22 protein-coding genes are annotated in these 24761 nt (G+C 59.8%); 10 read left to right on the top strand and 12 right to left on the bottom strand.

The window, feature by feature from the left end; translation table 11 throughout:
- Positions 1 to 3: 3 nt before the first annotated feature.
- Positions 4 to 1017, bottom strand: coding sequence for a class I fructose-bisphosphate aldolase (locus BM344_RS00345; RefSeq protein ID WP_091984649.1), 1014 nt, complete (start codon positions 1015 to 1017; stop codon positions 4 to 6).
- Between the two features lie 142 nt (positions 1018 to 1159).
- Between BM344_RS00345 and BM344_RS00350 the strand changes: the two genes are divergently transcribed.
- The gene (locus BM344_RS00350) at positions 1160 to 3235 is read left to right on the top strand and encodes a dehydrogenase (RefSeq protein ID WP_091984652.1); all 2076 of its coding nucleotides are present in this window, start codon (positions 1160 to 1162) and stop codon (positions 3233 to 3235) included.
- On the opposite strand, the gene BM344_RS00355 is transcribed toward BM344_RS00350, so the two are convergent.
- From BM344_RS00355 to BM344_RS00370, 4 genes are all read right to left on the bottom strand, one after another.
- Positions 3205 to 4764, bottom strand: coding sequence for a glutamate synthase-related protein (locus tag BM344_RS00355; RefSeq protein WP_091984655.1), 1560 nt, complete (start codon positions 4762 to 4764; stop codon positions 3205 to 3207). The genes BM344_RS00350 and BM344_RS00355 overlap by 31 nt on opposite strands.
- Before the next feature lie 158 nt (positions 4765 to 4922).
- The gene (locus tag BM344_RS00360; protein ID WP_091984658.1) at positions 4923 to 7112 is read right to left on the bottom strand and encodes an OsmC domain/YcaO domain-containing protein; all 2190 of its coding nucleotides are present in this window, start codon (positions 7110 to 7112) and stop codon (positions 4923 to 4925) included.
- Between the two features lie 103 nt (positions 7113 to 7215).
- Positions 7216 to 7911 carry an aspartate/glutamate racemase family protein gene (locus BM344_RS00365; RefSeq protein ID WP_091984661.1) on the bottom strand — a complete coding sequence of 232 codons (696 nt, stop codon included), beginning with the start codon at positions 7909 to 7911 and terminating at the stop codon, positions 7216 to 7218.
- A gap of 168 nt (positions 7912 to 8079) precedes the next feature.
- A complete protein-coding gene (locus tag BM344_RS00370) occupies positions 8080 to 10179 on the bottom strand; it encodes a TonB-dependent siderophore receptor (protein ID WP_091984664.1) in 2100 nt (699 codons plus the stop codon).
- 146 nt (positions 10180 to 10325) lie between these two features.
- Here BM344_RS00370 and BM344_RS00375 point away from each other — a divergent pair, with 146 nt between their 5' ends.
- Positions 10326 to 11237 carry a pirin family protein gene (locus tag BM344_RS00375; protein ID WP_091984667.1) on the top strand — a complete coding sequence of 304 codons (912 nt, stop codon included), beginning with the start codon at positions 10326 to 10328 and terminating at the stop codon, positions 11235 to 11237.
- A gap of 50 nt (positions 11238 to 11287) precedes the next feature.
- On the opposite strand, the gene BM344_RS00380 is transcribed toward BM344_RS00375, so the two are convergent.
- The gene (locus BM344_RS00380; protein ID WP_091984670.1) at positions 11288 to 11953 is read right to left on the bottom strand and encodes a DNA-3-methyladenine glycosylase I; all 666 of its coding nucleotides are present in this window, start codon (positions 11951 to 11953) and stop codon (positions 11288 to 11290) included.
- A gap of 137 nt (positions 11954 to 12090) precedes the next feature.
- Here BM344_RS00380 and BM344_RS00385 point away from each other — a divergent pair, with 137 nt between their 5' ends.
- Together BM344_RS00385 and BM344_RS00390 are read left to right on the top strand one after the other, a co-directional pair.
- Positions 12091 to 12639 carry a GNAT family N-acetyltransferase gene (locus BM344_RS00385; RefSeq protein WP_091984673.1) on the top strand — a complete coding sequence of 183 codons (549 nt, stop codon included), beginning with the start codon at positions 12091 to 12093 and terminating at the stop codon, positions 12637 to 12639.
- A gap of 15 nt (positions 12640 to 12654) precedes the next feature.
- Complete coding sequence (locus BM344_RS00390; protein WP_091984676.1) at positions 12655 to 13761, top strand: histone deacetylase family protein; 1107 nt, start codon at positions 12655 to 12657, stop codon at positions 13759 to 13761.
- A gap of 48 nt (positions 13762 to 13809) precedes the next feature.
- Here the strand turns inward: BM344_RS00390 and BM344_RS00395 are convergent, their stop codons facing one another.
- Positions 13810 to 14721, bottom strand: coding sequence for a histone deacetylase family protein (locus BM344_RS00395; RefSeq protein ID WP_091984679.1), 912 nt, complete (start codon positions 14719 to 14721; stop codon positions 13810 to 13812).
- 100 nt (positions 14722 to 14821) lie between these two features.
- On the opposite strand from BM344_RS00395, the gene BM344_RS00400 reads away from it, so the two are divergent.
- From BM344_RS00400 to BM344_RS00425, 6 genes are all read left to right on the top strand, one after another.
- Positions 14822 to 15475 carry an ABC transporter ATP-binding protein gene (locus tag BM344_RS00400; RefSeq protein WP_091984682.1) on the top strand — a complete coding sequence of 218 codons (654 nt, stop codon included), beginning with the start codon at positions 14822 to 14824 and terminating at the stop codon, positions 15473 to 15475.
- Positions 15465 to 18032, top strand: coding sequence for an ABC transporter permease (locus tag BM344_RS00405; protein WP_167363195.1), 2568 nt, complete (start codon positions 15465 to 15467; stop codon positions 18030 to 18032). The genes BM344_RS00400 and BM344_RS00405 overlap by 11 nt, the downstream gene beginning before the upstream one ends.
- 299 nt (positions 18033 to 18331) lie before the next feature.
- Entirely contained in the window at positions 18332 to 19150 is an 819-nt protein-coding gene (locus BM344_RS00410; protein ID WP_091984685.1) for a transporter substrate-binding domain-containing protein, read from the top strand.
- Positions 19151 to 19263: 113 nt separating this feature from the next.
- A complete protein-coding gene (locus BM344_RS00415) occupies positions 19264 to 19929 on the top strand; it encodes an amino acid ABC transporter permease (RefSeq protein WP_091984688.1) in 666 nt (221 codons plus the stop codon).
- On the top strand, positions 19929 to 20582 hold the full coding sequence (locus BM344_RS00420; RefSeq protein WP_091984691.1) for an amino acid ABC transporter permease: 654 nt from the start codon (positions 19929 to 19931) through the stop codon (positions 20580 to 20582). Before BM344_RS00415 ends, BM344_RS00420 begins: the two co-directional genes overlap by 1 nt.
- Positions 20579 to 21301 carry an amino acid ABC transporter ATP-binding protein gene (locus BM344_RS00425; RefSeq protein ID WP_091984693.1) on the top strand — a complete coding sequence of 241 codons (723 nt, stop codon included), beginning with the start codon at positions 20579 to 20581 and terminating at the stop codon, positions 21299 to 21301. The genes BM344_RS00420 and BM344_RS00425 overlap by 4 nt, the downstream gene beginning before the upstream one ends.
- Positions 21302 to 21399: 98 nt before the next feature.
- Here BM344_RS00425 and BM344_RS00430 read toward each other — a convergent pair whose 3' ends face one another.
- The 5 genes from BM344_RS00430 to BM344_RS00450 form a co-directional block, all read right to left on the bottom strand.
- Positions 21400 to 22545, bottom strand: a complete 1146-nt coding sequence (locus tag BM344_RS00430) for an iron-containing alcohol dehydrogenase (protein WP_091984696.1) — start codon at positions 22543 to 22545, stop codon at positions 21400 to 21402.
- A gap of 51 nt (positions 22546 to 22596) precedes the next feature.
- A complete protein-coding gene (locus BM344_RS00435) occupies positions 22597 to 23055 on the bottom strand; it encodes a hypothetical protein (RefSeq protein WP_091984698.1) in 459 nt (152 codons plus the stop codon).
- Between the two features lie 19 nt (positions 23056 to 23074).
- Complete coding sequence (locus BM344_RS00440; protein ID WP_091984701.1) at positions 23075 to 23821, bottom strand: SDR family oxidoreductase; 747 nt, start codon at positions 23819 to 23821, stop codon at positions 23075 to 23077.
- A gap of 98 nt (positions 23822 to 23919) precedes the next feature.
- On the bottom strand, positions 23920 to 24348 hold the full coding sequence (locus tag BM344_RS00445) for a DUF4399 domain-containing protein (protein ID WP_091984702.1): 429 nt from the start codon (positions 24346 to 24348) through the stop codon (positions 23920 to 23922).
- Between the two features lie 71 nt (positions 24349 to 24419).
- The gene (locus BM344_RS00450; protein WP_091984705.1) at positions 24420 to 24752 is read right to left on the bottom strand and encodes a YnfA family protein; all 333 of its coding nucleotides are present in this window, start codon (positions 24750 to 24752) and stop codon (positions 24420 to 24422) included.
- Positions 24753 to 24761 lie beyond the last annotated feature (9 nt).

Here is a 24761-nt window from a genome sequence, read left to right on the forward strand (position 1 = left end):
CGGTTAGTCCTCCATGTCCGGCCGGTAGCTGCCTGAACGCGCCGCGCCATTGAGCCGTGCGCGTTTGAGCATGGCGGCCTGGGCGTCCGGGCCGTTGTCCAGGTTGCCCGCCCAGGCCTTCTGGGCAGGTTCCTGAAGTGCCCGACCGTAGGAAAAGCTCAGAGCCCAGGGCTGCTGGCCCAGAGAGTTCATGGCGTTCAGGTTGGCGGTGGCCTCCTCAGGCGTCTGGCCACCGGACAGAAAGAAAATGCCGGGCACGGCCGCTGGCACCGAACGCCGGAACACACCCAGTGTGGCGCTGGCTACCTCTTCCGAGCTCGCCTTCGGATTTTCCTTGCCCGGTGTGACCATGCTCGGCTTGAGGATCATCTGTTCCAGCGCCACGCGGTGGCGGTACAGCGCGTGGAACACCTCCCGGATCACCGCTTCGCTGACCTCGGCGCACCGCTCAATGCTGTGATCGCCATCGATCAGAACTTCCGGCTCCACAATAGGCACGATGCCCACGGACTGGCAGATCGCGGCATAGCGAGCGAGGACTTCTGCATTGGCCTCCACCGCCTGGCGTGAGGGCAGGGTGTCGGATATGTGGTAGACGTTGCGCCATTTGGCAAACCGCGCACCCTGGTTTTTGTAAATCTCCAGCCGATCCTCAAGGCCGTCCAGCCCTACGGTGATCTCGTCGCCGGGCGCATTAACCAGGGGTTGCTTGCCTTTGTCGACCTTGATGCCGGGCACAATACCCTTACTGGCGAGCAACTTTGCCATGGGCACCCCGTCGAGGCTGGTCTGGCCCAGGGTTTCCTCGAACAGGATCACGCCACTGATAAACTCACCCAGGCCCGATGCGGAGAAAATCAGGCTTCGATACTCGCGGCGTTTTTCTTCACTGGATTCAACGCCCACCGCCTTGAACCGCTTGGCGATGGTCGGGTGACTTTCGTCTGCCGCGAGGATTCCTTTGCCGGCCTGCACCAGCTCCCGGACGGTAGCATCGAGTTCTTCCTGTAGGGTCATAGCACGCTCCTGTCTTAGGGTCCCACGTTCTCTGAGTGTAGTCGCTCACAGGCGTTTCGAAATTTGATCTGGGCTAAGGTGCGGACGGCTGATCTGGTTTAGGCTTGGTATAACTGCTGCCGCAGACAGGGAAGGCCGCACCATGAAAACCGTCTTCAGTGTAAGCCTGGGTTCCTCCGAGTACGATTACGATCTCGAAACCGAGTTTCTAGGCCAGTCTTTCCGGATTATTCGCGTGGGCACGGATGGCGATCTCTCGCGGGCCGAGGCCGTGCTGGATTCGGTGCACGAGCAGGCCGACGCCATTGGCCTGAGCATGGTGCACGATCATTACGAAGTGGGCCGGGAACGACTGGAACATCCCGATACCGCCCGCCTCGAGGCGGTGGTCCCCGACAAACCCGTAACCACGGGCGCCGGGCTCCGGGGTATCCTGCAGGAGTGGGCCGTGAGGCACACGCAGTCAGAACTGGGCCACTTCTTCGACAATGCCCGGGTACTATTCGTTAACGGCCAGGCCGGCTATCGCATTGCCAGGGCGCTGGCGGAGCATACCGACAATCTTTTCTTTGCTGACCCTTACATTGATTTTGGGGTGCCAAGGCTGCTGACTTCGCTGAACCAGCTGGAAACCTATACCGCCCTGACTGCGCCCCTGATGTTCCGGCCGGCCGCGGTGAGAACCGTGGAGGCGCTGCTGAGAACGCCGGTCTATCGTCTTGGTGAGCGCCTGGTGCGTGGTTCCCTGGAAAAGGCCGTTGCCGAGGCTCACGTCATTGTGGGCGCCCTGGGGGATCTTGAGCATTTCGGCCAGAAAGAGCTGGACGGCAAAACCGTGATCACCTCCCGGGTGACCGAGGCGTCACTGGATTGGCTGCGCTCCCGCCGGGTGGCCATGGTGGTTGATTACAGCCCCTGGCTGGCGGGCAGACCCGTCGGCGTCAACGTAATGGAGGCCATGATCAGTGCGGCACTGGCCCGCACGCCGGAGCAACTGGGCCCGGATGACTACCTGGATGTGATCCAGACTCTGGGGCTGGAGCCTCGTATCCTGTATCCCGAGGGTTACCGGCGAGTGAACCGGTTTGCCTTCGTAATCCACCCGCTGTCGCAACAATACCTGACCAGGACACCGCCCCTGGACTGGATCGCCAGTGTGTCGTCCCCAAAGGTGATGAACCTGGTGGAAAAGGCCGTCGCTTACACGCCCCCGTTCATCTACTCGAAGGTTTCGGGCATCCGCTCGCCCACGGGCGACGAGGCGGAAGGCTGGCTGATCACAGTCGGCGGCACGCCCCGGGAAATCATGGCCCACGGACCGGAATTTACCTACGCGCGGTTGCTGCAGGCAGCAAAACTGGCAAAGAAACTCGGCGCCCAGATCATGGGCCTGGGGGCCTTTACCAAGGTGGTGGGGGATGCCGGCATTACCGTGGCAAAGCGGGCGCCGCTGCCGATAACCACGGGCAACAGCTACAGCGCCTCCGGCGCCCTGTGGGCGGCCCATGAGGCCATGAAAAAGATCGGCCGGGTACACGTCGGTGCCAATGGAAAGGCTGCCGGCAAGGCCATGGTAGTCGGCGCCACCGGCGCCATCGGTTCGGTTTGCGCCAGATTGCTGGCCAAGGCCGTGGACGAAATCTACCTGGCGGCGCCGGAGCCGGCCAAACTCCTGGCCCTGAAGGAAAGCATCGAACAGGAAACCCCCGGAGCCATCGTTCATCTTGCGGGCTCGGCCGATCGCGACCTTGGCCAGATGGACATGATCGTCACCGCGACGTCTGGCGCTGGCAAGCGTGTTCTCGACATCAGCAGGGTTAAACCGGGCTGTGTGATCACCGATGTTGCCAGGCCGCTGGACATCCCCGCGGAGGACGTGGCCAAACGCCCGGACGTTCTGGTGATCGAATCCGGGGAAATTCAGCTACCGGGCGATGTGCGAATGAAAGACATCGGCCTGCCCAGGGGCATTGCCTATGCCTGCCTCGCGGAGACCATCGTGCTGGCACTGGAAGCCCGTTTCGAAAACTTCACCCTTGGCCGTAACATCGAATGGGAGAAGGTCCGTGAGATTTACAAACTGGGCCTGCGCCATGGCATGAAGCTGGCCGCCATATCCGGAGTCAACGGTGTGTTCACCGAAGAGGACTTCGAACGGGTGCGAACCCTGGCGGCCAGTAATGAGCATCAGGCAGAAGGGTCGAGTACACCGGCGTAGCGCACACCGCTCAACAGGGCCATCTCCCGATGCCAGGTGGACAGATCATCGATGTTGAATTTGCTCAGGCTGTCGTGCCCGCAGGCCCGGGCCATTACCTGCATCAACGACGTTGACGCCTCCAGGAAATTCTTGAGCTGCTTCGCCGACTGGTCGACATTCAGGCGCTGGCGCAAGTCCTTGTTCTGAGTAGCGATCCCTGCCGGGCAGTTGTTGGTGTTGCAGATGCGCGCTGCTACGCAGCCGATGGACTGCATGGCGCTGTTGGCTACCGCAACCCCATCGGCCCCCAGGGCAAGGGCCTTCACGAAGTCGATGGGCACCCGCAGCCCGCCGGTGACGATCAAAGTGACCCTACCGCTCGCGCCGCGATCATCCAGGTAACGGCGGGCCCGGGCCAGGGCTGGAATGGTGGGCACACTGATGTGGTCCCGGAAGATTTCCGGTGCAGCCCCGGTGCCGCCGCCACGACCATCCAGAATGATGTAGTCGGCGCCCGCATCCAGGGCAAACTGGATATCCCGTTCAATGTGGTTGGCGCTGAGCTTGAAGCCCACCGGAATGCCCCCGGTGATCTCGCGAACCTGGCCGGCAAAGCGCTGAAAGTCCTCCACCGAGCGCAGATCCTCGAAGGTGGGCGGCGAGTTGGCCGGCTGGCCCTCGGGGATGTTCCGCACTTCCGAAATCTTGCCGGTGTTCTTGTTACCGGGCAGATGGCCGCCGGTGCCGGTCTTCGCGCCCTGGCCGCCCTTGAAGTGGAAGGCCTGCACTTTCTCCAGCAATTCCTCCTTGTAGCCAAACTTGGCGCTGGCCAGCTCGTAGAAATACCGGGAATTCTCCTGCTGCTCCTCCGGTAGCATGCCTCCCTCGCCGGAACAGATGCCGGTGCCCGCCATTTCGGCACCCCGGGCCAGGGCGATTTTTGCCTCCTCGGACAGAGCCCCAAAACTCATGTCGGACACAAACAGCGGCATGCTGAGGGTCAGCGGCTTTCGCGCTTCCGGACCAATGACCAGCTCGGTGGCCACGTCGGCGTCGTCTGCCAGGGGCTTGCTGGCCATCTGCGCCACCATCAGTTGCAGATCGTCCCAGTGAGGCAGGGTATGGCGAGGCACGCCCATGGCCGTGGTCGGACCATGGTGGCCCATGTTGCTCAGGCCTTCCCGGGCCAGTTGGTGGATAAATTCAACGGTGGGTTCTTCTTTCGTGGACCTGGCTTTCGGGGCGTCACCGGATTGCTCGTCGCCGCTATCGTCGCCCTCGGGCGCTTCCTTGCCAACCTGGTCATCACTGAATTGCTGGTGGGTGCCATCGCAGTAGGGTGCGCTACCGGTCTGCTTGCACTGGCACAGCACCGCCTCCTCGTCTTTTTCCGCCTTGAAGACTTTCGGCTTGAAGCCTGTGTCTGCGTGGGAACCGTCACAGAAGGGCTGGTCGCTGGAGCGACCGCACACGCAGAACGCGTATTCTTTTCCTTTCTTCAGGCTGACTTTCTTCGGCTTGTTATCAGCGATCACCGGATTGCTCATCGCAAGGCTCCTGTTTTCGTTTGTGCCGGAAATGGTCGGACAACTCTAAAGGTGTACGGGCATTAAACGAAAATAGGCTACTTGTTATGTTGCGGGATGACTCGGGAGAGTCCGCGCTGCGCCAGCAGCACGGTTGTCCAAGTTGGTTGCCGCGGCGATCAGGCCAGGCCGGCGCGGGCCGCTCGGGCCGTATGGAGCTTCTTGTAGCTCTCGATCAGACGCTGGTGCTTGTCCAGTCCTTCCAGTTGCATGTTGGTGGGCTCGAGGCCATGGAAACGCACGGTGCCGTTCACCGAGCCGACCACCGCATCCATGGTTTGCTCGCCGAACATCCGGGTGAAGTTGGTGAGGTAATCTTCCAGTTCCATCTCTTCATCCAGGGCTACCTCAAGCACCGCCGCCATGGCGCGATAGAACAGACCTCGCTCCACGGTGTTGTCGTTGAACTGCAGGAACATGTCGACAAATTCCAGCGCTTCCTCGTGCCACTGTAGAGCAAGACAGATCAGGATCTTCAGCTCCAGGATGGTGAGCTGGCCCCAGACGGTGTTCTCGTCGAACTCCACGCCAATCAGGGTGATGATGGTCATGTAGTTGTCGAGCTGGCTTTCCTCCAGGCGCTCCACGAGATCGGCCAGTTGGTCGTCACTCAGGCGGTGCAGGTTGAGGATGTCTTCCCGGTAGTCGAGGGCCATGTTGGTGTTGTCCATGATCAGGTCTTCCACCGGGTACACCTCGGAATAGCCGGGGACCAGAATCCGGCACACCGGCGCGCCCAGTTCCTCGTACACGGCCACGTACACTTCCTTGCCCAGGTCCTGGAGGATACCGAACAGGCGGTCGGCCTCTTCGGCGGTGGTGCCGGAGAAATCCCATTCCACGAACTCGTAGTCGGACCGGGCACTGAAGAAGCGCCAGGAAACAACGCCGGTGGAATCGATAAAGTGCTCAACAAAGTTGTTCGGCTCGGTCACCGCCAGGCTGTTGAAGGTGGGCGGTGGCACGTCGTTCAGGCCCTCAAAGCTGCGGCCCTGAAGCAGCTCGGTCAGGCTTCGCTCCAGGGCCACCTCAAAGCTCGGATGGGCACCGAAGGAGGCAAACACGCCGCCGGTTCGCGGGTTCATAAGGGTGACGCACATCACCGGGAACTGACCGCCCAGGGAGGCGTCTTTCACCAGGGTTGGGAAGCCCTGGGCTTCCAGCGCCTGAATACCCTCGAGGATATCCGGATACTGTTCCAGCACCTCCCGCGGCACATCCGGCAGGGCGATTTCCTGCTCGATGATTTCTTTTTTCACCGCCCGCTCGAAAATTTCAGAGAGGCACTGCACCTCCGCCTCGGCCAGCGTGTTACCGGCACTCATGCCGTTGCTCAGGAAAAGGTTTTCGATCAGGTTAGAGGGAAAGTAGACCACCTCACCGTCTGATTTGCGCACAAAGGGGAGGGAAACGATGCCGCGGTCTGCCCGACCGGAGTTGGTATCGATCAGGTTGGAGCCCCGAAGGTCGCCGTCCGGGTTGTAGATGGCCAGGCAGTGATCGTCCAGGATACCTTCCGGCAGCTCGTCATCCGGGCCGGGTTTGAACCACTTTTCGTTCGGATAATGCACGAACTCGCTGTTGGCGATTTCTTCGCCGAAGAACTGATCGTTGTAGAAGAAGTTGCAGTTCAGCCGCTCGATGAATTCACCCAGGGCCGAGCACAGGGCACTCTCCTTGCTGGCGCCCTTGCCGTTGGTGAAACACATTGGGGAGGCGGCGTCGCGGATGTGCAGCGACCAGACGTGGGGCACGATATTGCGCCAGGAGGCAATTTCGATCTTCATGCCCAGCTCTTCGAGAATGCCGGTCATATTGGCGATGGTCTGCTCCAGCGGCAGGTCCTTGCCCTCGATAAAGGTCTGGCTGCCACCGTCGGGCTGCGTCATCAGCAGGGCCTGGGCGTCGGCGTCCAGATTCTCAACGGTTTCAATCTCGAAGGTGGGGCCGGTCTGTACCACTTTTTTCACGGTGCAGCGGTCGATGGAGCGCAGGATGCCCTGACGATCCTTCTCGGAGATGTCCTCGGGCAGTTCCACGGAGATCTTGAAGATCTGGTTGTAGCGATTCTCCGGGTCCACGATGTTGTTCTGGGACAGCCGGATGTTCTCGGTGGGGATGTCCCGCGCCAGACAGTAAACCCGCACAAAATAGGCCGCACAAAGCGCCGACGAGGCCAGGAAATAATCAAACGGGCTGGGGGCGGAGCCGTCGCCCTTGTAGCGGATGGGCTGGTCCGTCACCACCGTGAAATCGTCAAATTTGGCTTCCAGCCGAAGGTTCTCGAGAAAATTGACGTTGATTTCCATGACAAAACACCTGGATCGGAGAATTTGGCGTGCCGCAGCCCGGGAGCTTCCGACGAATGGCGGCCATTATCCAGTTTTTGCGGGTGTTCGTCTTGGTCGGTTTTTACGGATCTGCCAGTGCCCGGTCAACGGCCTGCATGGCGTGGATTGCCGTGGTGTCGTACAGCGGTACCTCGGTGTCCTTCTGATTGATCAGCAGGCCGATTTCGGTGCAGCCCAGAATCACCGCCTGCGCGCCACGGCCGGAGAGTGAAGTTACGATGTCCAGGTAAGCATCCCGCGAATTGGCCTGGATGTTACCCTGGCACAGCTCCTCGTAGATTACCTGATGCACCGTTTCCCGCTGCAACTCATCCGGAGTAAGAACCTCAATGCCGGCCTTCTCCAGCCGTTCCCGGTAAAATGCCTGTTCCATGGTGAAACGTGTTCCCAGCAGCCCAACGCGGTCTATGCCATCGTTTCTGAGCACCTGGGCCGTGGCATCGGCGATGTGCAACAGGGGAATCTGAACGGCCTGTTCAATCTCGGGTGCTACCTTGTGCATGGTGTTGGTGCCGATAAGGAGGAAGTCGGCCCCGGCCTTTTGAAGTGATGCGGCGGCGCGAGAAAGAATGTCTGCCGTGGCGGGCCAGTCTCCCTTGTGTTGCAGCGCTTCGATCTCGGCGAAGTCAACGCTGAAGAGCACCAGTTTTGCCGAATGGAGGCCACCCAGCCGGGCTTTGATACCTTCATTGATCAGCCGGTAATAGGTTTGCGTGGATTCCCAGCTCATGCCTCCCAACAGACCAATGGTTTGCATGGATAATCTCCGTAGTGTCCGCTTTTCAATACAGAAGGTCACGGGCGATTCCCGTGGGTCTCACTATAGCTGCTGGGGCGAACCCGGACCCAGTTTTCAGGCAGCAAATGAAAAAGCCGCCCGCATTGAGGGCGGGCGGCTTTCACGAGCGGGCAGATTGCAGAAAGCTCAGAACCGGTATTTGGCGTTGGCATTGACGGTACGGCGTTCTCCGTAGCCGCAGTCGCCGCCGTCGTACCGGCACCAGGTGATGTATTCTTCATCGGCCAGGTTCTTGGCATCAACGCTGAAGTCCCACTGGCCCCAGGTGTAGCCAACCATGGCGTCGTAGAGGGTCACTGAGGGCACCACCGGGCCACCGCCGGAACCTACGTTGTCGCCCACATAGCGTACACCGGCACCGAAACGCCAGTTACTACCCAGGAACAGCTGGTTCCACCAGGAGGCCTGGCGCTCGGCCACGTAGGGCAGTCGGTTGCCGGTGGCATCGTTGTCTGCGTTCAGATCGGTGTAGGCCAGCTGGGTCTCGAAGCGCTGCCAGCGCTTGTTCACCTGCAGCTCCCAGCCGTTGATGACCGCGCCAGTCTGCTCTACACCGCCGGGCGTTTGTCCATCGCTCACCCGGTTTTCCTGGGTAATGTCGAAGTAGGCCGCGGAAATGCCGAGGGAGCTGTCCGGCGATACGTATTTCACGCCCGCTTCCTGCTGCTCGCCGGTGGTCGGCTCCAGGGTGCCGGCAGAGGCGGTGCCATCGGTGCCAAGATTCATGCTGAAGGCTTCCGCGTAGCTGATGTACGGGGAGATACCGTTCTCGAAGCGGTACATCAAACCTGCGCGGCCGGTTGTGGCCTCCTCGTCACTGACGGTATCCGCCCCGGAAACGGCCAGCCGGCGGTTTTCAGCCCAGTCGTGGCGCAGGCCGGCAGACACAACCACAGGTCCTATTTCAATGTGGTCTGCGACGTACACACCGATCTGCTCGATCTCATTATCCGGTCGGTCAGAGGGGGTAATGACACCGGCGTTGAGGTTGCCGTACTGCGGATCGTAAACGTCAAAGGTGCCGCCGAGGCCGTAACCGTAGAAATAATTGGACTGCTCCCACCGGGCATCCTGACGGTCGGCGCCGATGATCAGACGGTGGCGGGTGTTGGCGAGTTTGATGTCACCTTCGAGCCGGGCATCGAGGTTGAAGATACGGGTTTCGGCATCGACGGTGTAGATGGTGCGTGGCACCTCGCCGTTGGCATCCGGAACGCTGGGAATGGTGATCCAGTGTTCCCGGGTTTCCGCGCTGGAGTCGGTATATCGAGCGGTGGTAGATACCGCCCAGTTGGCATTCAGGCGGTGGTCCAGGAACACGGTGGCTTCGGTCTTTTCCCGGTCGTACCGGTCCCATCCCGGTTCGCCCACGAACCGCTCCGAGCCAATGAAGCCCTGCGAGCCCGGGTCAAGCGTGCCGGCCTGGGGCAGGAACTGCGCTGACACCTGGCCCTTGTTTTCCTGCCGGTTCAGCAGCAGGGTCAGGCTGGTATCTTCCGAGGGGCGCCAGGTGAGGGAAGGAGAGAGCACATAGCCGTCGTCTTCAACGTAATCCACCTGGGTATCGCTGTCGCGACCCAGCGCGATAAGCCGATAGAGCAGCTCGCCGTCTTCGGTTGCGGGGCCGGTAACATCCACCGCCAACTGTTTACGATCGAAGGTGCCGTATTGGGCCCAGATCTCTCCGGCCTGTTCCTTTTCGGGCCGCTTGGAGACGGCGTTGATGATACCGCCGAGGTCACTCTGACCGTAGAGCATGGAGGAGGGCCCTTTCAGCACTTCGATGCTCTCCAGTGCATAAACGTTGCTGCGCACCGTGTTGTAGGAACCATAAATCTGGCGCAGGCCGTCCAGATAGCGGCCGGCATCCACACCACGTACCGTGGCTGAATCGATTCGGGTGTCAAAGCCGAAAGAGCCTGCGTAAACACCCGGGGTGTAAAGAAGCGCATCCTGAATGGTCTTGGCGCCGGAATCCTGGATGAACTGTTCATCGACAACGGACACCGAGTAAGGCTGCTCCTCAATGGCCACGTTCTGTTTGCCGACCTGGGGCCGCTTCTCAAGATCCATGTGTTCCGGCGCTGTGATCGCGTCTGACACCACGTCCAGTGGGGCAAGCTCCTCGGTTTCGCTGGCGTCGGACTGTGCCAGGGCGACCAGCGGAGTGCCCATCAGCGAGGCCAGGGCGATAAAGCCGCAGCGGCGGCGGAAAGGAAGGTTCATGGTTTTGGAATCTCCTGTTATGAAATGCAGAAGCGAATGATAATGATTATTACTAAAAACACAAGAATGGCGTAGCACTGATGGGAGGTGCTCTCGGGTGTGTTGGGAATCGGCTAACATAAACCGATACACAGGGAGGATGAGTCATGAGTAATTTGATGGGAGAGGCCGAGCAGTCCTGCGGTGAAACAGTGGCGCCATGCAGCGCCATAAAACTGATTTTGAGTCCCAGAGTTGCAGACCTCGGGGGATTTTCGGTTAGGCGGCTCCTGCCGACCGCAAAGCAGAGGATGGTGGGGCCCTGGATTTTCTTTGACGAAATGGGCCCGGCGGATTTTCCCCCGGGGGAGGGTGTCAACGTTCGGCCGCACCCACACATTGGTCTCGCCACAGTCACCTATTTGTTCGACGGGGAGATACTGCACCGGGATTCCGTTGGCAGTTTTCAGCCCATTCGACCTGGAGACATCAACCTGATGGTGGCGGGACGTGGCATTGCCCATTCGGAGCGGGAGCGGCCGGAAGTGACCGCACAGGCCCATCGGGTCCACGGGCTGCAACTCTGGTTGGCGTTGCCCGAACATGACGAGGAGGCAGACCCTGCTTTCTACCACTACCCGGCTTCGGAGATTCCTTCCGTGGAGGTGAATGGGGTCACTGTACGGATCATGATCGGAAGTGCCTATGGCCAGACATCACCGGTTATCCGGCACAGCGATACGCTGTACCTGGAAGCGTTTCTGAGGGCAGGGCAGAGCCTGGTGCTGCCAGAGTCAACCGAGCGGGGCCTCTATGTGGTGAGCGGCTCTCTCAAGGCCCATGGCTCAGAGATTGAGGCCCACAGCATGGCGGTCCTGAGCAATGAGCCCGGGGTTTCGGTTACCGCCCAGGACGATACAAGGATCGCCCTGATCGGTGGCGAACCGCTGGGGAAGCGGTTTATCGAATGGAATTTTGTCTCGTCCATCAAGGACCGGATTGAATCGGCGAAAGCCGACTGGCGGGCAGGGCGCTTTGCAAAAGTGGTCGATGATGAATCGGACTACATCCCTTACTGACAGGCGAGAGATTGCCGGGAAAGACACTCAGAGGTGTTGTGCGGGAGCGCTCAGCCCAGTGTCATGGAAAGTATGCGTGACAGGTGACTGTACGGCAGCCCGGTCTCTTCGTGCCAGCGATTGAAGGCCTGCTGTGCCTGCAGCAGTCCTTTCTTGCTGGTGGGGGACGCATCCAGCAGCTCTTCCCGCTGCAGGCCCGCGATCACATCGCGGGAGAGAATGAACCCATCCCAGCCAACCCGGCGCAGGAAATATTGAGCGCTGTTGCCGCCGAGTCGCGCGCCATTACGTTTCAGCCACAGTAGTAGACCCGCCTGATCGCTGTGGGGCCAGCTCGCGAGGAACTTCCCGAAGCTGCCGTGTTCCCGGGCCGTTTCCACGATCATGCGTGCGTTCTCGGGAACCGTCTGAATCTTCTGGGCGTTGCGAACGATTCTTTCATCGCCCGCCAGTTGCTCCAGCACCTCGGGCGGCACCTGCTGCCAGTACAGTGGCACGAAGCCCTCGAACGCCGCCTCGAACTGGGGCCATTTATTCTCGATGACCCGCCAGACAAACCCCGCCTTGAAAATGCAGCGGGTGATCTCGGAGAGATAACGATCATCGCCCAGCGCAGCAAGCTCCTCGGCCGTGGCCACTCTCGGGAGCCGGGCTTTCACCTCGGCTTCGCCGCCTTTCTGCAGTACGGCCTGTTCGTGGAGTCGGAAGAAGGACATGGAAACCGCCTGTCAGTTAAAAGGGATGCCTGGGACGGTACCCTGAACATTGCACTATGCCAAGCGTCGACTTTTGTAGGGTTCATGGAGAGCGTCTAAGCTTTCATATAGTCCAAGTCTTGCCTGGAGAGCCCTGCATGTCCGGAAAGCGATCGGGCAACCGAAGAGAGTACATCATCCGGGAAGCCCGGGAAGGTGACCTCCCCGAGCTTGTGGATTTTCTCGCCAAGCTAGCCTTGCACGTGTCCGGTGCGCCCCCGCACGAGCTTAAACAAAGTGAATACAAGCGACTGCTCCGAACCCTGCACACAGCGCTCGACGATCCGAACAAGCGGCTGGTGGTGGCGGAGCATCACACTGCCGGTCTCGTTGGTATGGGCTATGTTTATATCTGGCGAAGCCAGGGTATCTGGGAACAGTCCGAATCCGTGGAGTACAAATCAGGCATCATTGACGATATCTGGGTAGAACCGGAGTTCCGAAGAATGGGTATCTTCAAGGCCCTGTTGCGTGAACTTGTTACGTTTGCCGAGGCGCATCACGCGTCCGAACTGATTCTTGAATATTCGGCCTCCAACAAGGAAGCAAAGGAGGCCTGGACCCGGCTGGGCTTTAAACCGACTGGGGTACGGGCGGCAGCGTTTACGTCCAGTGTCAGCCAGGCGCTGGCGGGAAACCAACGATAAGAAAGGAAACCGTTCATGATCGGAGATCGAAGCGTCAACGTGTTCTATGACGAGATCATGCTGGGACACAATCCTGAGGTGGACCTGCCCTTCGTGCCCAGTCGGGTCGAGAAGCGGGTACGGTCTATCCTCCAGGGACTGGACTTCAAATGGAGCTATCCGGAACACCCGGGCAGGATAAGTGCCGTCAAAGAGTTCCTTGACGAAAACCCGATTGAGGGAGTGCATTGGCGCACTGGCGCCGCAGCCGCGACCTATGATCAACTGGCCAGGGTTCACACGACCTCCTATCTGGATCATGTTTTTTCCCTGGCTGGCAAGCGCGCCTGGCTGGACAAAGACACCACCGCAGTGTCACCGGATAGCATCCGGGCTGCCACCGCTGCTGCGGGTAATGCCATTGCGGCCGTTGAAAGCGTTATCAAGGGTGAATGCCAGAGTGCGTTTGCCCTGATTCGGCCGCCTGGGCACCATGCCGAACCCGTGCGTGCACGCGGCTTTTGTCTACTCAATAACGTTGCCATTGCGGCGGCGCACGCCCAGGCCAAGCTCGGCTGTGAGCGGATTCTGATCATCGACTGGGACGCTCACCACGGCAACGGTACTCAGGACATCTTCTGGGCGGATCCGGACGTGCTGTTCTTCGACACCCACTGCGCAGCGCCTTTTTACCCGGGGTCTGGCGATCTGGAGGAAGTGGGGGAAGGGCTGGGGGAAGGCTATACCATCAACGTGCCGCTGCCTGAAACGGCAGGGGATGTTGCCTTTGAACGGGCGTTTCGGGACATCCTGGTACCAGCGGCGGATTACTTCAAGCCGGATCTGGTGCTTGTGTCCGCAGGCTTCGACCCCCACCGCAATGATCTGGCCATGAACCTTACCTACAACGGCTTCAAGATGCTCACCAGCATCGTGCAGGAAGTGGCCGAGACTCATGCCGACGGACGGCTCGCGCTGGTTCTTGAGGGTGGCTACAGCCTCAGTTCACTGTCCCGGGGCGTGCATGCGGTGCTTGAGGTGCTGGCCGGAGGGGACGTGCCCGAGGTACGCGAAATCGGTGTTGCGGAAGTGGAGGAGGCGGCGGAATTTCACCGCTCGGCATTCAGTGACGATTATGAATGATCCAGGCCAGTTCCCGAGCGCCGAGCATGGGCCGGCCTCCGCAATCCGTTAACCGCCTCCGAACAACTGACAGGCAGCTTCAACGACAATGCCGTGGCGCTTGGCAAGCCTTGCCCTGTCGTCGTCGTAACCACCGCCGATAACCGTAGCCACTGGAATTGCTCGGTGTTTGAGTTCACCGAGCACCAGCCTGTCTCGCTGGAGAATGCCTGCCTCTGAAATGTTCAGGCGACCCAGGGGGTCGCCCCCGAAAACATCCACACCCGCGTCGTAGAGCACAATGTCCGGTCGGGATAACGCCAACGCTTGCTGCAAGGTGTCGGATACCACCTCCAGGTAGGCATCATCTTCCAGGCCGTCCGGCAAACTGATATCCAGGTCACTCTCACTTTTCACGAACGGGTAGTTACGCTCGCAGTGAATGGAGCAGGTAAACGCCCTCGGTTCGTTAGCCAGAAGAGCCGCGGTACCATCGCCTTGATGTACATCAACGTCGAAGATCAGCAGTCGCTCGATGCCGTCCTGCTGCAACAGCACGTTGGCAGCGACGGCCAGGTCGTTGAGGATGCAGAAGCCCGCAGCATGATCATAATGCGCGTGATGGGTGCCACCGGCCAGGTGGCAGGCAATGCCATGTTGCAGCGCCAGCTGCGCTGTCAGCACGGTACCGGACGGTGCCAGAAAGGTCCGCCGCACCAGGCCTGTGCTCCATGGCAGGTTCATTTGACGCTGCTCCCTTGCCGAGAGCGCGCCACCCGCAAACCGGGTGAGGTAGTCCGGGCAGTGGGTCTGCGTCAGCCAGGCTTGCCGGCAGGGGGCTGGCCGAAAACCGTTGGTTCGGGTCAACAGGCCTCTGGAGCGCGCGTAGTCAGCAAGCAGCCGGAACTTTTCCATGGGAAAGCGGTGCCTCTCCGGGAACGGGAAGCTGTAATCCGGGTGATGAACTATCGGAATGTTCATAGGCTCAATTTGCACCACTTGCGGAAAAGGCTCGTAGTTTAGTTCAGGCCTTACCGGAAACACACAGACAGAAGGAACGACCGTGTCCACCCGCGTACAAATGAACGACATTTTTCTGGAGTACCCGACCGAATCCGGCAAGGTCGCGGTGCTCAACAAGGCTTCGCTCACCGTACCGCCAGGGGACACGCTGGCGATTACCGGTCCCTCCGGCAGTGGTAAAACCTCGCTCCTGCTGTTGCTTTCGGGGCTGCAACGCCCAACCAGCGGTGAAATCGTGGTCGGCGATCAGCGCCTGGGTGACATGGACGCCAACGCATTGGCGGACTGGCGTAGCGAACATCTGGGCATTATCTTCCAGTCTTTCCATCTGCTGCCGGGCCTGACGGCCCTCGGCAATGTGAGCCTGCCGCTTGAGATAGCCGGCGCGGAGCGCCCACGCGAACAGGCGCTCGCCATGCTCGAAGCCGTGGGGCTGAGCCATCGGCTGCAGCATTACCCGAGCCAGCTGTCGGGCGGGGAGCAACAGCGTGTCGCCATCGCCAGAGCACTGGTACACAAGCCGAGCCTGCTGCTTGGTGACGAACCCACCGGGAATCTGGACCGGGAGACCGGCGAGAAAGTACTGTCACTGCTGTTTGATCTGCACAAGGACAGCCAATCCACGTTGGTGCTGGTGACCCACGATGAACGGGTAGCCGAGCGTTGCCAGCACCGGGTGCGCATGGACGGTGGGTGTCTACATGAAGCCTAGAACCTCCCGCAAACCGGCCTGGATGCTCCGATTTGCCATCGCTGATCTGCGCTCGCGTATCTCGGCGCTCAGGGTGTTTCTGGCCTGCCTGATTCTTGGCGTTACCCTGGTGGCGGCCACCGCCAGCCTCTACCGCGTGATTGAGCAGAGCCTGCTGGCGGATACACGGGCCCTGCTCGGCGGCGACGTGGAACTGGAAGCCAGCGAAGCGCTCCCTCCGGAGGTGGAGGACTGGATTGAGGCCACGGGCCGTCTCTCTCTGGTACGGGAATTCGACACAATTGTCTCCGGCAGCGACGGCAACGGCTTTTTCCGTGCGGAAATTCTGGTGCCAGACGATGCCTATCCGCTTTACGGTGAGCTGGCGCTGAGCCCGAACCAGTCGCGGCAACAGCTGACCGCGAAAAGCAACGGGCAGTGGGGCGCCTTGATCGACCCACTGCTGGCCGAGCGCCTGGGGCAGGGCGTTGGCGACGACATCCAGATTGGCGCTGCGAGCTTTCGCATCACGGGGCTGATTCAGGCACAACCCGACCGAAGCCTGAACGCCAACTGGCGGGGCCTGCCCGTCATCATTGCCAGCGAAGCGGTAGGCGCCACCGGCCTGATTCGTCCTGGCAGCCGGGTGGATTACGAGTACCGGGTACAGACCAACCGCAACCTCGAGGACTGGCTACAGGCCTTTGAGCAGGCCTTTCCTGATGCCCGCTGGGAGATAACCACTTTTGCCGAGCGTAGCGAGCGGATTTCGGAACGACTGGACCAGATTGCCACTGCGCTCATACTGATTGCCTTCACCACTCTCTTCATCGGCGGGCTGGGCGTGGCCAACAGCATTCATGCCTATCTCGACGAAAAACTGGGCACCATCGCCACTCTGCAGACTCTGGGCCTGCGCCGGAAGCCGTTGGTGTGTATTTACCTGTTGCAGATTGGCATTCTGGGCACGCTGGCCGGTCTGATTGGCGGCGGAATCGGGCTGGGGCTGTCGTCCGCGGCGCTCCACCTGGCTGGCGATGCGTTCACCGCAGGCGGTTCGGCGGGTGCGACAAACGTACTCTCGCTCTGGGTTATACCCTTGCTGTTAAGCTGGCTGTTCGCCGTGCTGACGGCCTACGTGTTTGCACTGCCGGCCCTGGCGCGAGCGCTGGCGGCGCCGCCGGCAGGTCTGTTCCGGGGCCAGGTGGAGGCGGCACCCAACGAGCCCCGTAGCTGGCGACGGGCGAGTTACGGCCTGCTGGCGCTTTACATCGCGGCCACACTGGTGTGGTTGCCTTCACCGCATCTGGGGTTTCTGTTTCTGTTGGCAGTGATGGTTCTCTGGGCTCTGCTGGAGGGCCTGATCAAGGCATTGCGAAAAGGGGCGAAGGCCCTCGAAACGGCAGGCTTTGCTGACCGGAAGTTTACCCGCAGGCTTGCCCTGGCGAACCTGCACCGGCCCGACTCGCCCCTGCGGGCCACGCTGCTGTCACTGGGCACAGCCCTGACTCTTGTTGTGGCCTGCACCCTGATGGTGACCACGCTGTTGCGCGCGCTGGAGACCACCATACCCGAGCAGGCGCCTGCACTGATTCTGTACGAGGTGTTCCCGGATCAGCGGCAACCGCTGCGGGCAGGCCTTACGCAACTGGATAGTACCAGCCAGACCGAGCTGTTACCGCTGGTGCGGTCGCGACTGTCGACCATCAACCAGCAACCCATTGCCCGGGTACTGGCCGATGACGCCGATGCCCGGCGCGAGGCCATGGGGGATGAATACAAGCTCAGTTACCTGTCGGGAAATCCGGAGGGCCTTGAGCTGGTGGAGGGCAGCTGGTGGACCGAACCCGCGCCACGCGGACAGCCGGCGTTCATGGCCATGGAAGACCGGGAGGCTTACCAGCTTGGCCTCGGGATTGGCGACCAAGTGACGTTTTCCGCCCAGGACAAGACCATTACCGCGGAAATTCGCGCCATTTACCGGCAAAAGGGGCTGCAGACGCGCTTCTGGTTTGAGGGCGTTCTGCAGAACGGCGCCCTGGACGGACTCATCAGCCTGTACGTGGGCGCGGTTTATCAGAGTGACGAGGCGGCGAAGCAATCCCAGCGCTGGCTTGCGCAAAACCTGCCGAATGTCATCACGCTCCGCACAGCCGACTGGTTGGCGACAGCCGGAAATCTCCTGAACAAGGCGGCAGCAGGACTGGCCGCAGTGGCGTCTGTGAGCCTGTTGGCCAGTCTGCTGGTACTTTCCAGTGTGGTGAGCGTGAGCCGGCGACGACAGCTATACGAGGCCAACCTTCTGCACTGCCTGGGTGTCCGGCACGAGGCCATCCGGACCTCCCTGCTGCTGGAGACCTGTTTGCTGACCCTTCTGGCCACGGTGTTCGCCACTGGCCTGGGCGCCCTGATTGCATTGCCGCTGGCGGATCAGCTGCTGAAACTGCCCGCCGCCGATCTGTGGTGGCTGGGCATGCTTGTTGCGGGTGCGGTCAGTGCTCTGGCCCTGCTGGGTGGGCTGTTGCCAACCCTCAAGGCCATGCGCCTCAATCCCGCCGTTTTACTTCGGGAAGGTTAGTTTTAGGGCCAGGATTGCGGCCTGCCACGCAGGTATTGGAAAACGCAGGGAAATCGGGAATTTATATGATTAATGCAATATTTTTTTGACCTTACTGACTGGAATTCGCCGTTTTGGTTCGTGAAATCGTTTTGTAATGGCAAAATTTAGGAAAATTCACTACGCATTTGCCTATTTCAAGACATTTTACTAAAACTTCTGGGGTAGCATTTATACGTATGCTTTTTGCACATAGCGCGTGATGTGTAGGCATATCGGTCAGAATCCTTTCGCCCACAAAAGAAAAAGAGAGAAACACTATGATTCGCAAACTTGCACCGCTGGTATTCGCTTGTGCTGCAGCCGCTCCAATCAACGCAACAGCCGACCAGCTGGATACCGTGATTCAGCGTGGCACGCTGAACTGTGGCGTGGTTCTTGATTTCCCACCCATGGGCTATTTTGACGAGAACAACAACCCCGCAGGGTTCGATGTGGATTACTGCAACGACCTGGGCGAGGCGCTTGGGGTGGACGTGAACGTACTTAACCTCACCTGGGGTGAGCGGATTCCCTCTCTGGTTTCCGGCAAGACTGACGTCGTAATCGGCTCCACCTCAGACACTCTCGAACGCGCCAAGACCGTTGGTTTCACCTATCCGTACTTCGTGTTCAAATTCCAGGTGATTGCTCACGAAGACAAGAACATCCAGTCTTTCGACGACCTGAAGAACCTGAAGGTAGGCGCCGCGCTCGGCACCACTTACGAAACCGAGTACCTGGCCTACGCAGAGCAGCAGGGCTGGGGTAAAGACAACTACACCTCCTTCAAGTCCGAGAATGATGCCTATCTCGGCCTGTACCAGGGCAAGGTAGATGCCATCATCTCCACCAACACCAACATTGCCACCAAACTGCGCAGTGAAGAATTCGATGACTTCGTGGCCGGCCCCTACGTGCCCAACTACGACGACGTTGTTGGCATCATCGCCAAGCGTGATGAGGTGGCCTGGATCAACTACCTGAACCTGTTCCTGGTGCGCCAGATTCGTGATGGCAACATGAACGAAGCCTACAACAAGCACTTTGGCACAGACGTACCTGCCGATCTGATCAAGACCCTGAGAGACAACAAGTAAGCAATGGGCGAAAGGGCGGCCGCCGATCGGGCGGTCGCCCCGAGATATTGATGCCAGTGCCGCCCTGGCGGCCTGGTGATCAACTTTCCTTCCATTCATAAAATGGCAAAGGTATGGACTACGAATTTCACTGGAACGTTGTGTTCCAGAACATGCCCCAGTTGCTGAACGGCGCCTTCGTTACCCTGCACGTTTCCGTTCTGGCCATGCTTCTGGGCATTGTCATCGCCATCCTCCTGGCGATTGCCAAAATGAATAACACCAAGTTCTTCAGCCAGGTCGCGACGGTGTGGGTTGAAATTGCCCGGAACACGCCGGCACTGTTTCAGATCTACATGGCCTATTTTGGTCTGGGGGCCTTTGGTATCCACCTGAGCCCCTATGCGGCGGTGCTCAGTGCGCTGGTCTTCATCAATGCTGGTTATCTCACGGAAACCTTCCGTGGCGGGTTCCAGTCGATTCCAAGCACCCAGTACAGCGCGTCCAAGTCGCTGGGCATGACCAGCTTTCAGGCCTACTGGCACATTATCCTTCCGCAGATGCTGCGGCGTATCTATCACCCCATGACCAACCAGTTCGTGTGGTCGATCCTGATGAGCTCGCTGGGCATCCTGGTGGGTATGAGCGAACTGTCTGGCACCACCCAGCGGTTGCAGTCATTGAGCTTCCGTACCCTTGAATTCTTCATTGTGGCGGCAGTTATGTACTTCATCATTACCAAGCTGGTGCTGTTCGGTTCATCGCTTCTGGCGCGCAGACTCTTCAAGGGGGAAATCTGATGGGATCTTTATTCACACCCCTGTCCTGGAGCGATAGCGGCCTGATCCTGACCGGTGTCTGGAACACGATCATCATCTCGGTGCTGGCCATCGTTGTGGGTACCGTGCTCGGCCTGATCGTGGGTTTTGCCCGGGCTGAGAGTAACCGCTGGGTCAACATGCTTTTTGGCGGCGTACTGGACGTGCTCCGGAGTGTGCCGCTGATCATCCAGCTCATTCTGTTTTCCACCTTCATGGGTGCCGCCGGCAGCCCACTGGCGCCGTTCGTGGCGGGGTCCATCGTGCTGTCGCTGTACACCATGGCCTTCATGAGCGAGGTATTCCGCGGCGGCTTCGAGAGCGTGAGCCCGTCCATGCAGATAGCGGCCCGCTCCCTGGGCATGACCAAATGGCAGACCATCTATCACATCCGGCTGCCCATCGGCCTGCGCGCGGTGTTCCCGTCCTGGCTGGGCGTCTCCCTGAGCGTGATCAAGGATTCGGCCCTGGTGTCAGTGATCGGCTACATGGAACTGCTGCGCACCTCGGAGCAACTGATTTCAAGAACCCAGCAGCCGCTCGAAATACTCATCGGCGTTGGTATCTTCTACTTCATTATTTCGTACCCGCTGTCCCACTACGGCCGGTATGTCGAGAGGAAAATGGCAATATGATCAGCGTCCAGAATGTCCACAAATCCTTTGGCGATCTTGAAGTCCTGAAAGGCGTCAGCCTGGATGTGCAGAAGGGCGAGGTGGTGAGCGTTATCGGGGGCTCGGGTAGCGGCAAATCCACCCTGCTGTACTGCATCAACGCCATTGAAACCATCAACAGCGGCAAGATCCTGGTTGACGACGTGGATGTCCACGCCAGGGACACCAACAAGGACAAGTTGCGCCAGAAGCTGGGTATGGTTTTCCAGCAGTGGAACTCTTTTCCACACATGACTGTGTTGGAAAATGCAGCGCTGGCGCCCCGGATCGTCAAGAAGATGAGCAAGGAAGAGGCGATGGAGATCGCCAAGAAGGAGCTTGAGCATGTTGGTCTTGGCGACAAGCTCGACGTGTACCCGACCAAGATGTCTGGTGGCCAGCAGCAGCGCCTGGCCATCGCCCGGGCCATGGCCATGAGGCCGGATTATATGCTTCTGGATGAGGTGACCTCGGCACTGGACCCGGAACTGGTGGGCGAGGTGCTCGACACCCTGCGCATGCTGGCCGAAGACGGCATGACCATGATCTGTGTGACCCACGAAATGGGTTTCGCACGAGACGTTTCCGACCGGGTGGCATACTTCCACCAGGGCGTGATTGCCGAGATCGGCGAAGCCAGGCAGGTGATCACTGATCCCCAGAACCCGCTGACACAGAAGTTCCTTTCCAAGGTGCGTTAACCGGTTCAAAGAAAGTCGCCACGGCCGTGGCGCTGGTTGGAGGAGTCGTTGGACCCGCTTCTCCAACCATTTTTTTCTTTCCTTGTTTGCGTTTTTTCCTAGCCCATCGATTGGCGTATCACGCCCTCGACGGCATCCCGAGCCAGCACCACCGGATTGGCCCTCATGGACGATGAGCTGGCCGCTGCGTCCGCCGCCGCAACCACCTGTTCTTCGGTCACGCCAAGGGTTGCCAGGCCGGCCAGGCCGTTTTTGACAATCCAGCTCTGGAACACGGTCAAGGCCTGCTCCGGCGAGGTCTCGAAAGCCTCGGCAATCCACCCGACCACCCGATCAATCCTGGCCCGCTGCTCGTCGGTTTCGGCGTGGTCGCGATTTACGGCAATGCCTGCCGGAAGGAGGGCGCCGCAGATGGCACCGTGGGGTGCCCCACTGAGCCCGCCTAAAGGCCCGGCAATACCGTGCACCACGCCCAGCCCCGAGTTGGCCAGGGCCAGGCCGCCAAACAGGCTGACATGGGCTATGGCATCCCGGGCGTCTTCGGATTCGCCCGCCATAAGCTGTTTGAGGGCCCGCAAACCCATGGGAATGGCCTCAACACATAACATGTCGGTGAAGGGTGTGGCCCTGGAAGAAAGGTAGGGTTCAATGACCTGGGTGACCGCATCCAGGCCCGAGTGCAAGGTCACCGACTTTGGGCAGCCGTCGGTCATCGCCGGGTCTACCAGGGCAAGATCCGGCAGCAGCCGGGCATCCCGGAGGCTGACCTTACGCTGCGCCTCGGGGATATCCACCACCGCGTTGCGGGTAACCTCGGCACCGGTGCCGGAGGTTGTGGGCACCAGGATCAGCGGCAGCCGGTCGGATTGCAACGGCAGGCCTTTGCCCACCACCTCCAGGTGGTCCATCAGCTCTGAAGGACTTGGCAGCATGGCTGCCAGCACCTTGGCCGAATCCATCACCGAACCGCCACCTATACCCAGAACCAGATCAACACCCAGGCTTTTGCCCGACGCGATGGCGGCAGACAGGGTATCCAGATCCGGCTCCTTGCCAATGGACAGGGTCTGGACCACGTCAACGTCGGTCAGCGACTGAAATACCGGGCTCAGCCGTTCGGGACTGCGACCATGAACCACGAGCGCGCGACGCCCCAGTCGGCTGGCACGTTCGTTCAGTTCGGCCATCTTGCCGCGACCGAAAACAATTTCTGCTGGCGTCAGGACATTGAATGGGGGCGTCATCTTGATTCCTCGAGCTGAATTTACAAGAAGCCTGTGCTCGGGGCCCGACTCTCAGTTGCGGGCCTCCAGCACCTGATAGATACGATAGGCGGCTGCTTCTCCGCCCAGTCTGTCCGGCATTAATTCATCGGGTTCGGCCTGCCTGAAGGATTCCAGTTGGTCAGCAGGCAAGTGGCTTTCAGACCAGTATTCCAGAAGCTCCAATACCCGCTTTTCGTCGTTGCTCCGAAAACCGGGCCAGTAGACGTAGGGCACCAGGTCGGGGTTACGAATGAAGAAAAGGGCTGTCTGTTCGGGCTCGTTGGTAACGTCGCCCCGCAGCCCGAAGGTGAAGCGGTGCCCGGCGCTGCCCTGGAAGGTCACGATCAGGCTGTTGTCCTGTTCGATAAAGCGCGCATCTTCCACCGCGATGGGTTCCACCAGTTCGGGCACCGAGGTGATGTAGTACTGAAAGCCAAGGAAAGCGAGCAGCACCGCAATCAGTGCTGCCAGAGCAAGGGATTTGAACATTGAGCAGAATCCGAACCGGTTACATGGCCCTGGCAAACAGGCCAAAGGGCAGGGATTTTATGACATAGCTTAGCGGCGTCCAGGGCCACCAGGGCACGAAGGCGCGGCGTTTTTCCGATTCGATGGCTTTCACCAGGGCTTTTACGCCGGTTTCCAGATCTACCCTGAAAGGCGCATTCTTGGTGTCCCGGTTGATGTCGGTGAGGATATAGCCGGGCAGGATGTTGCTCACGTTGATCGGCTTGCCTTTGGTGTCGAGCTGCAGGCCCTCGGCCAGGGAGGCTACGGCGGCTTTGGTCGCGGCGTAGACATTGAGCGGACCACGGAATCCGCGCACACCGCTCACCGAGGACATCAATACCAGGTGGCCGCTGTTCTGCTCCCGGAAAATCTCCATGGCCGCCTCACTCTGGGCGATGGCAGCAATGAAGTTGGTTTCGGCGGTTTTGCGGTTGGCGGCGAAATGGCCCCGGCCAATCGGCTGTGAGCTGCCAATACCGGCGTTCACAACGACCCGGTCGAGGCTGCCCAGCTCTTCGCGGAAGCCGCGAAATACTTCGAACACCTGCTCGTAATCGCACACATCCAGGCCCCGCACCAGCACCCGGATGCCCGGATGGGCCTGTTGCAGTTCCCGTTGCAGGGCTTCCAGTTTGTCTGCTCGACGGGCGCACAGGGCCAGGTTACAGCCCTTTGCCGCCCATTCGCGGGCCATGCCCTCACCAAGGCCGGTGCTGGCGCCGGTAATCAGAATGTTTTTCCGCATGTGGTACCTCTGGTCCATCAAGTCGATGGTGCCCAGACTACCACGATTGGCCGGGAATGGAATTGGCGAAAAAACAGCCCGTTACCGGCGTTTCTGCGTTACTCCACCGTCACGGTGATTTTTTTGGAGACGACCGCTGGTTCATGGGGCACGTGGGCGTGGTTGCCCAGTAACAGTTGCAGGGTGTGTTTCCCCGGGGCCAGCGTAACTTCGGTTTCAGTCTGGCCGCCGCCAAAGTGACGCACCTGATCGGTTGCCGGAAGCGACTGGCTCATATCAGAGGGTACATCGGTATCAATCAGCAGGTGGTGGTGGCCGGTACCGGCCTTGTCGATACCGGCGGGAGCAACACCCATATTGCGCAGGCCGAAGACCACCTTGAAGGTCTGGCCTACTGTGGCGCCGTCACTGGGTTGCACGAAATACACCTCGGCATTGGCCGGGGCTTCAGATTTCATGGCGTCTGCGATAGCGGCGACAGGCGCTACCATGAGTGCGGAACATAGAGCAATGGCAATCCGATTCATCTCAAATCCTCCTTGGGTTCTGCCAAAGCTGAGTATAGTTGAGGAACGAGAACGTGATGATTGCCGAGAAGTCAGGAAGCGCGCGGCGCGAACATGATTATTGCCATACCGAGCAATGCCACCCCGGAGCCAACCAGATCCCACATCGTGGGACGGATACCGTCTACCGCCCATAACCAGAGGATGGCCATAAAAATATAAACGCCGCCGTAGGCTGCATACACACGCCCTGCGGCGGTTGGATGCAGAGAAAGCAGCCAGGCGAAGGCGGCCAGGCTGAGGGCACCGGGCACCAACAGCCAGATGCTCTTTCCTTCACGAAGCCACAGGTAGGGCAGGTAGCAGCCCACGATTTCAGGAAGTGCTGTGACGAGAAATAGCCCAACGGTTTTCAATTCAGGCAAAACGGCTTC

This window comes from Marinobacter gudaonensis (genome assembly GCF_900115175.1).
GTDB classification, from domain to species: Bacteria; Pseudomonadota; Gammaproteobacteria; order Pseudomonadales; family Oleiphilaceae; genus Marinobacter; species Marinobacter gudaonensis.

Excerpts from the sequence above, each read along its gene's own strand:
- BM344_RS00390 (WP_091984676.1), top strand. The coding sequence starts at position 12,655 with ATGATCGGAGATCGAAGCGTCAACGTGTTCTATGACGAGATCATGCTG.
- BM344_RS00375 (WP_091984667.1), top strand. The coding sequence starts at position 10,326 with ATGAGTAATTTGATGGGAGAGGCCGAGCAGTCCTGCGGTGAAACAGTG.
- BM344_RS00410 (WP_091984685.1), top strand. The coding sequence starts at position 18,332 with ATGATTCGCAAACTTGCACCGCTGGTATTCGCTTGTGCTGCAGCCGCT.
- BM344_RS00440 (WP_091984701.1), bottom strand. The coding sequence starts at position 23,821 with ATGCGGAAAAACATTCTGATTACCGGCGCCAGCACCGGCCTTGGTGAG.
- BM344_RS00355 (WP_091984655.1), bottom strand. The coding sequence starts at position 4,764 with ATGAGCAATCCGGTGATCGCTGATAACAAGCCGAAGAAAGTCAGCCTG.
- BM344_RS00380 (WP_091984670.1), bottom strand. The coding sequence starts at position 11,953 with ATGTCCTTCTTCCGACTCCACGAACAGGCCGTACTGCAGAAAGGCGGC.
- BM344_RS00350 (WP_091984652.1), top strand. The coding sequence starts at position 1,160 with ATGAAAACCGTCTTCAGTGTAAGCCTGGGTTCCTCCGAGTACGATTAC.
- BM344_RS00435 (WP_091984698.1), bottom strand. The coding sequence starts at position 23,055 with ATGTTCAAATCCCTTGCTCTGGCAGCACTGATTGCGGTGCTGCTCGCT.
- BM344_RS00420 (WP_091984691.1), top strand. The coding sequence starts at position 19,929 with ATGGGATCTTTATTCACACCCCTGTCCTGGAGCGATAGCGGCCTGATC.
- BM344_RS00425 (WP_091984693.1), top strand. The coding sequence starts at position 20,579 with ATGATCAGCGTCCAGAATGTCCACAAATCCTTTGGCGATCTTGAAGTC.
- BM344_RS00395 (WP_091984679.1), bottom strand. The coding sequence starts at position 14,721 with ATGAACATTCCGATAGTTCATCACCCGGATTACAGCTTCCCGTTCCCG.
- BM344_RS00415 (WP_091984688.1), top strand. The coding sequence starts at position 19,264 with ATGGACTACGAATTTCACTGGAACGTTGTGTTCCAGAACATGCCCCAG.
- BM344_RS00370 (WP_091984664.1), bottom strand. The coding sequence starts at position 10,179 with ATGAACCTTCCTTTCCGCCGCCGCTGCGGCTTTATCGCCCTGGCCTCG.
- BM344_RS00430 (WP_091984696.1), bottom strand. The coding sequence starts at position 22,545 with ATGACGCCCCCATTCAATGTCCTGACGCCAGCAGAAATTGTTTTCGGT.
- BM344_RS00345 (WP_091984649.1), bottom strand. The coding sequence starts at position 1,017 with ATGACCCTACAGGAAGAACTCGATGCTACCGTCCGGGAGCTGGTGCAG.
- BM344_RS00405 (WP_167363195.1), top strand. The coding sequence starts at position 15,465 with ATGAAGCCTAGAACCTCCCGCAAACCGGCCTGGATGCTCCGATTTGCC.
- BM344_RS00385 (WP_091984673.1), top strand. The coding sequence starts at position 12,091 with ATGTCCGGAAAGCGATCGGGCAACCGAAGAGAGTACATCATCCGGGAA.
- BM344_RS00445 (WP_091984702.1), bottom strand. The coding sequence starts at position 24,348 with ATGAATCGGATTGCCATTGCTCTATGTTCCGCACTCATGGTAGCGCCT.
- BM344_RS00400 (WP_091984682.1), top strand. The coding sequence starts at position 14,822 with ATGAACGACATTTTTCTGGAGTACCCGACCGAATCCGGCAAGGTCGCG.
- BM344_RS00365 (WP_091984661.1), bottom strand. The coding sequence starts at position 7,911 with ATGCAAACCATTGGTCTGTTGGGAGGCATGAGCTGGGAATCCACGCAA.
- BM344_RS00360 (WP_091984658.1), bottom strand. The coding sequence starts at position 7,112 with ATGGAAATCAACGTCAATTTTCTCGAGAACCTTCGGCTGGAAGCCAAA.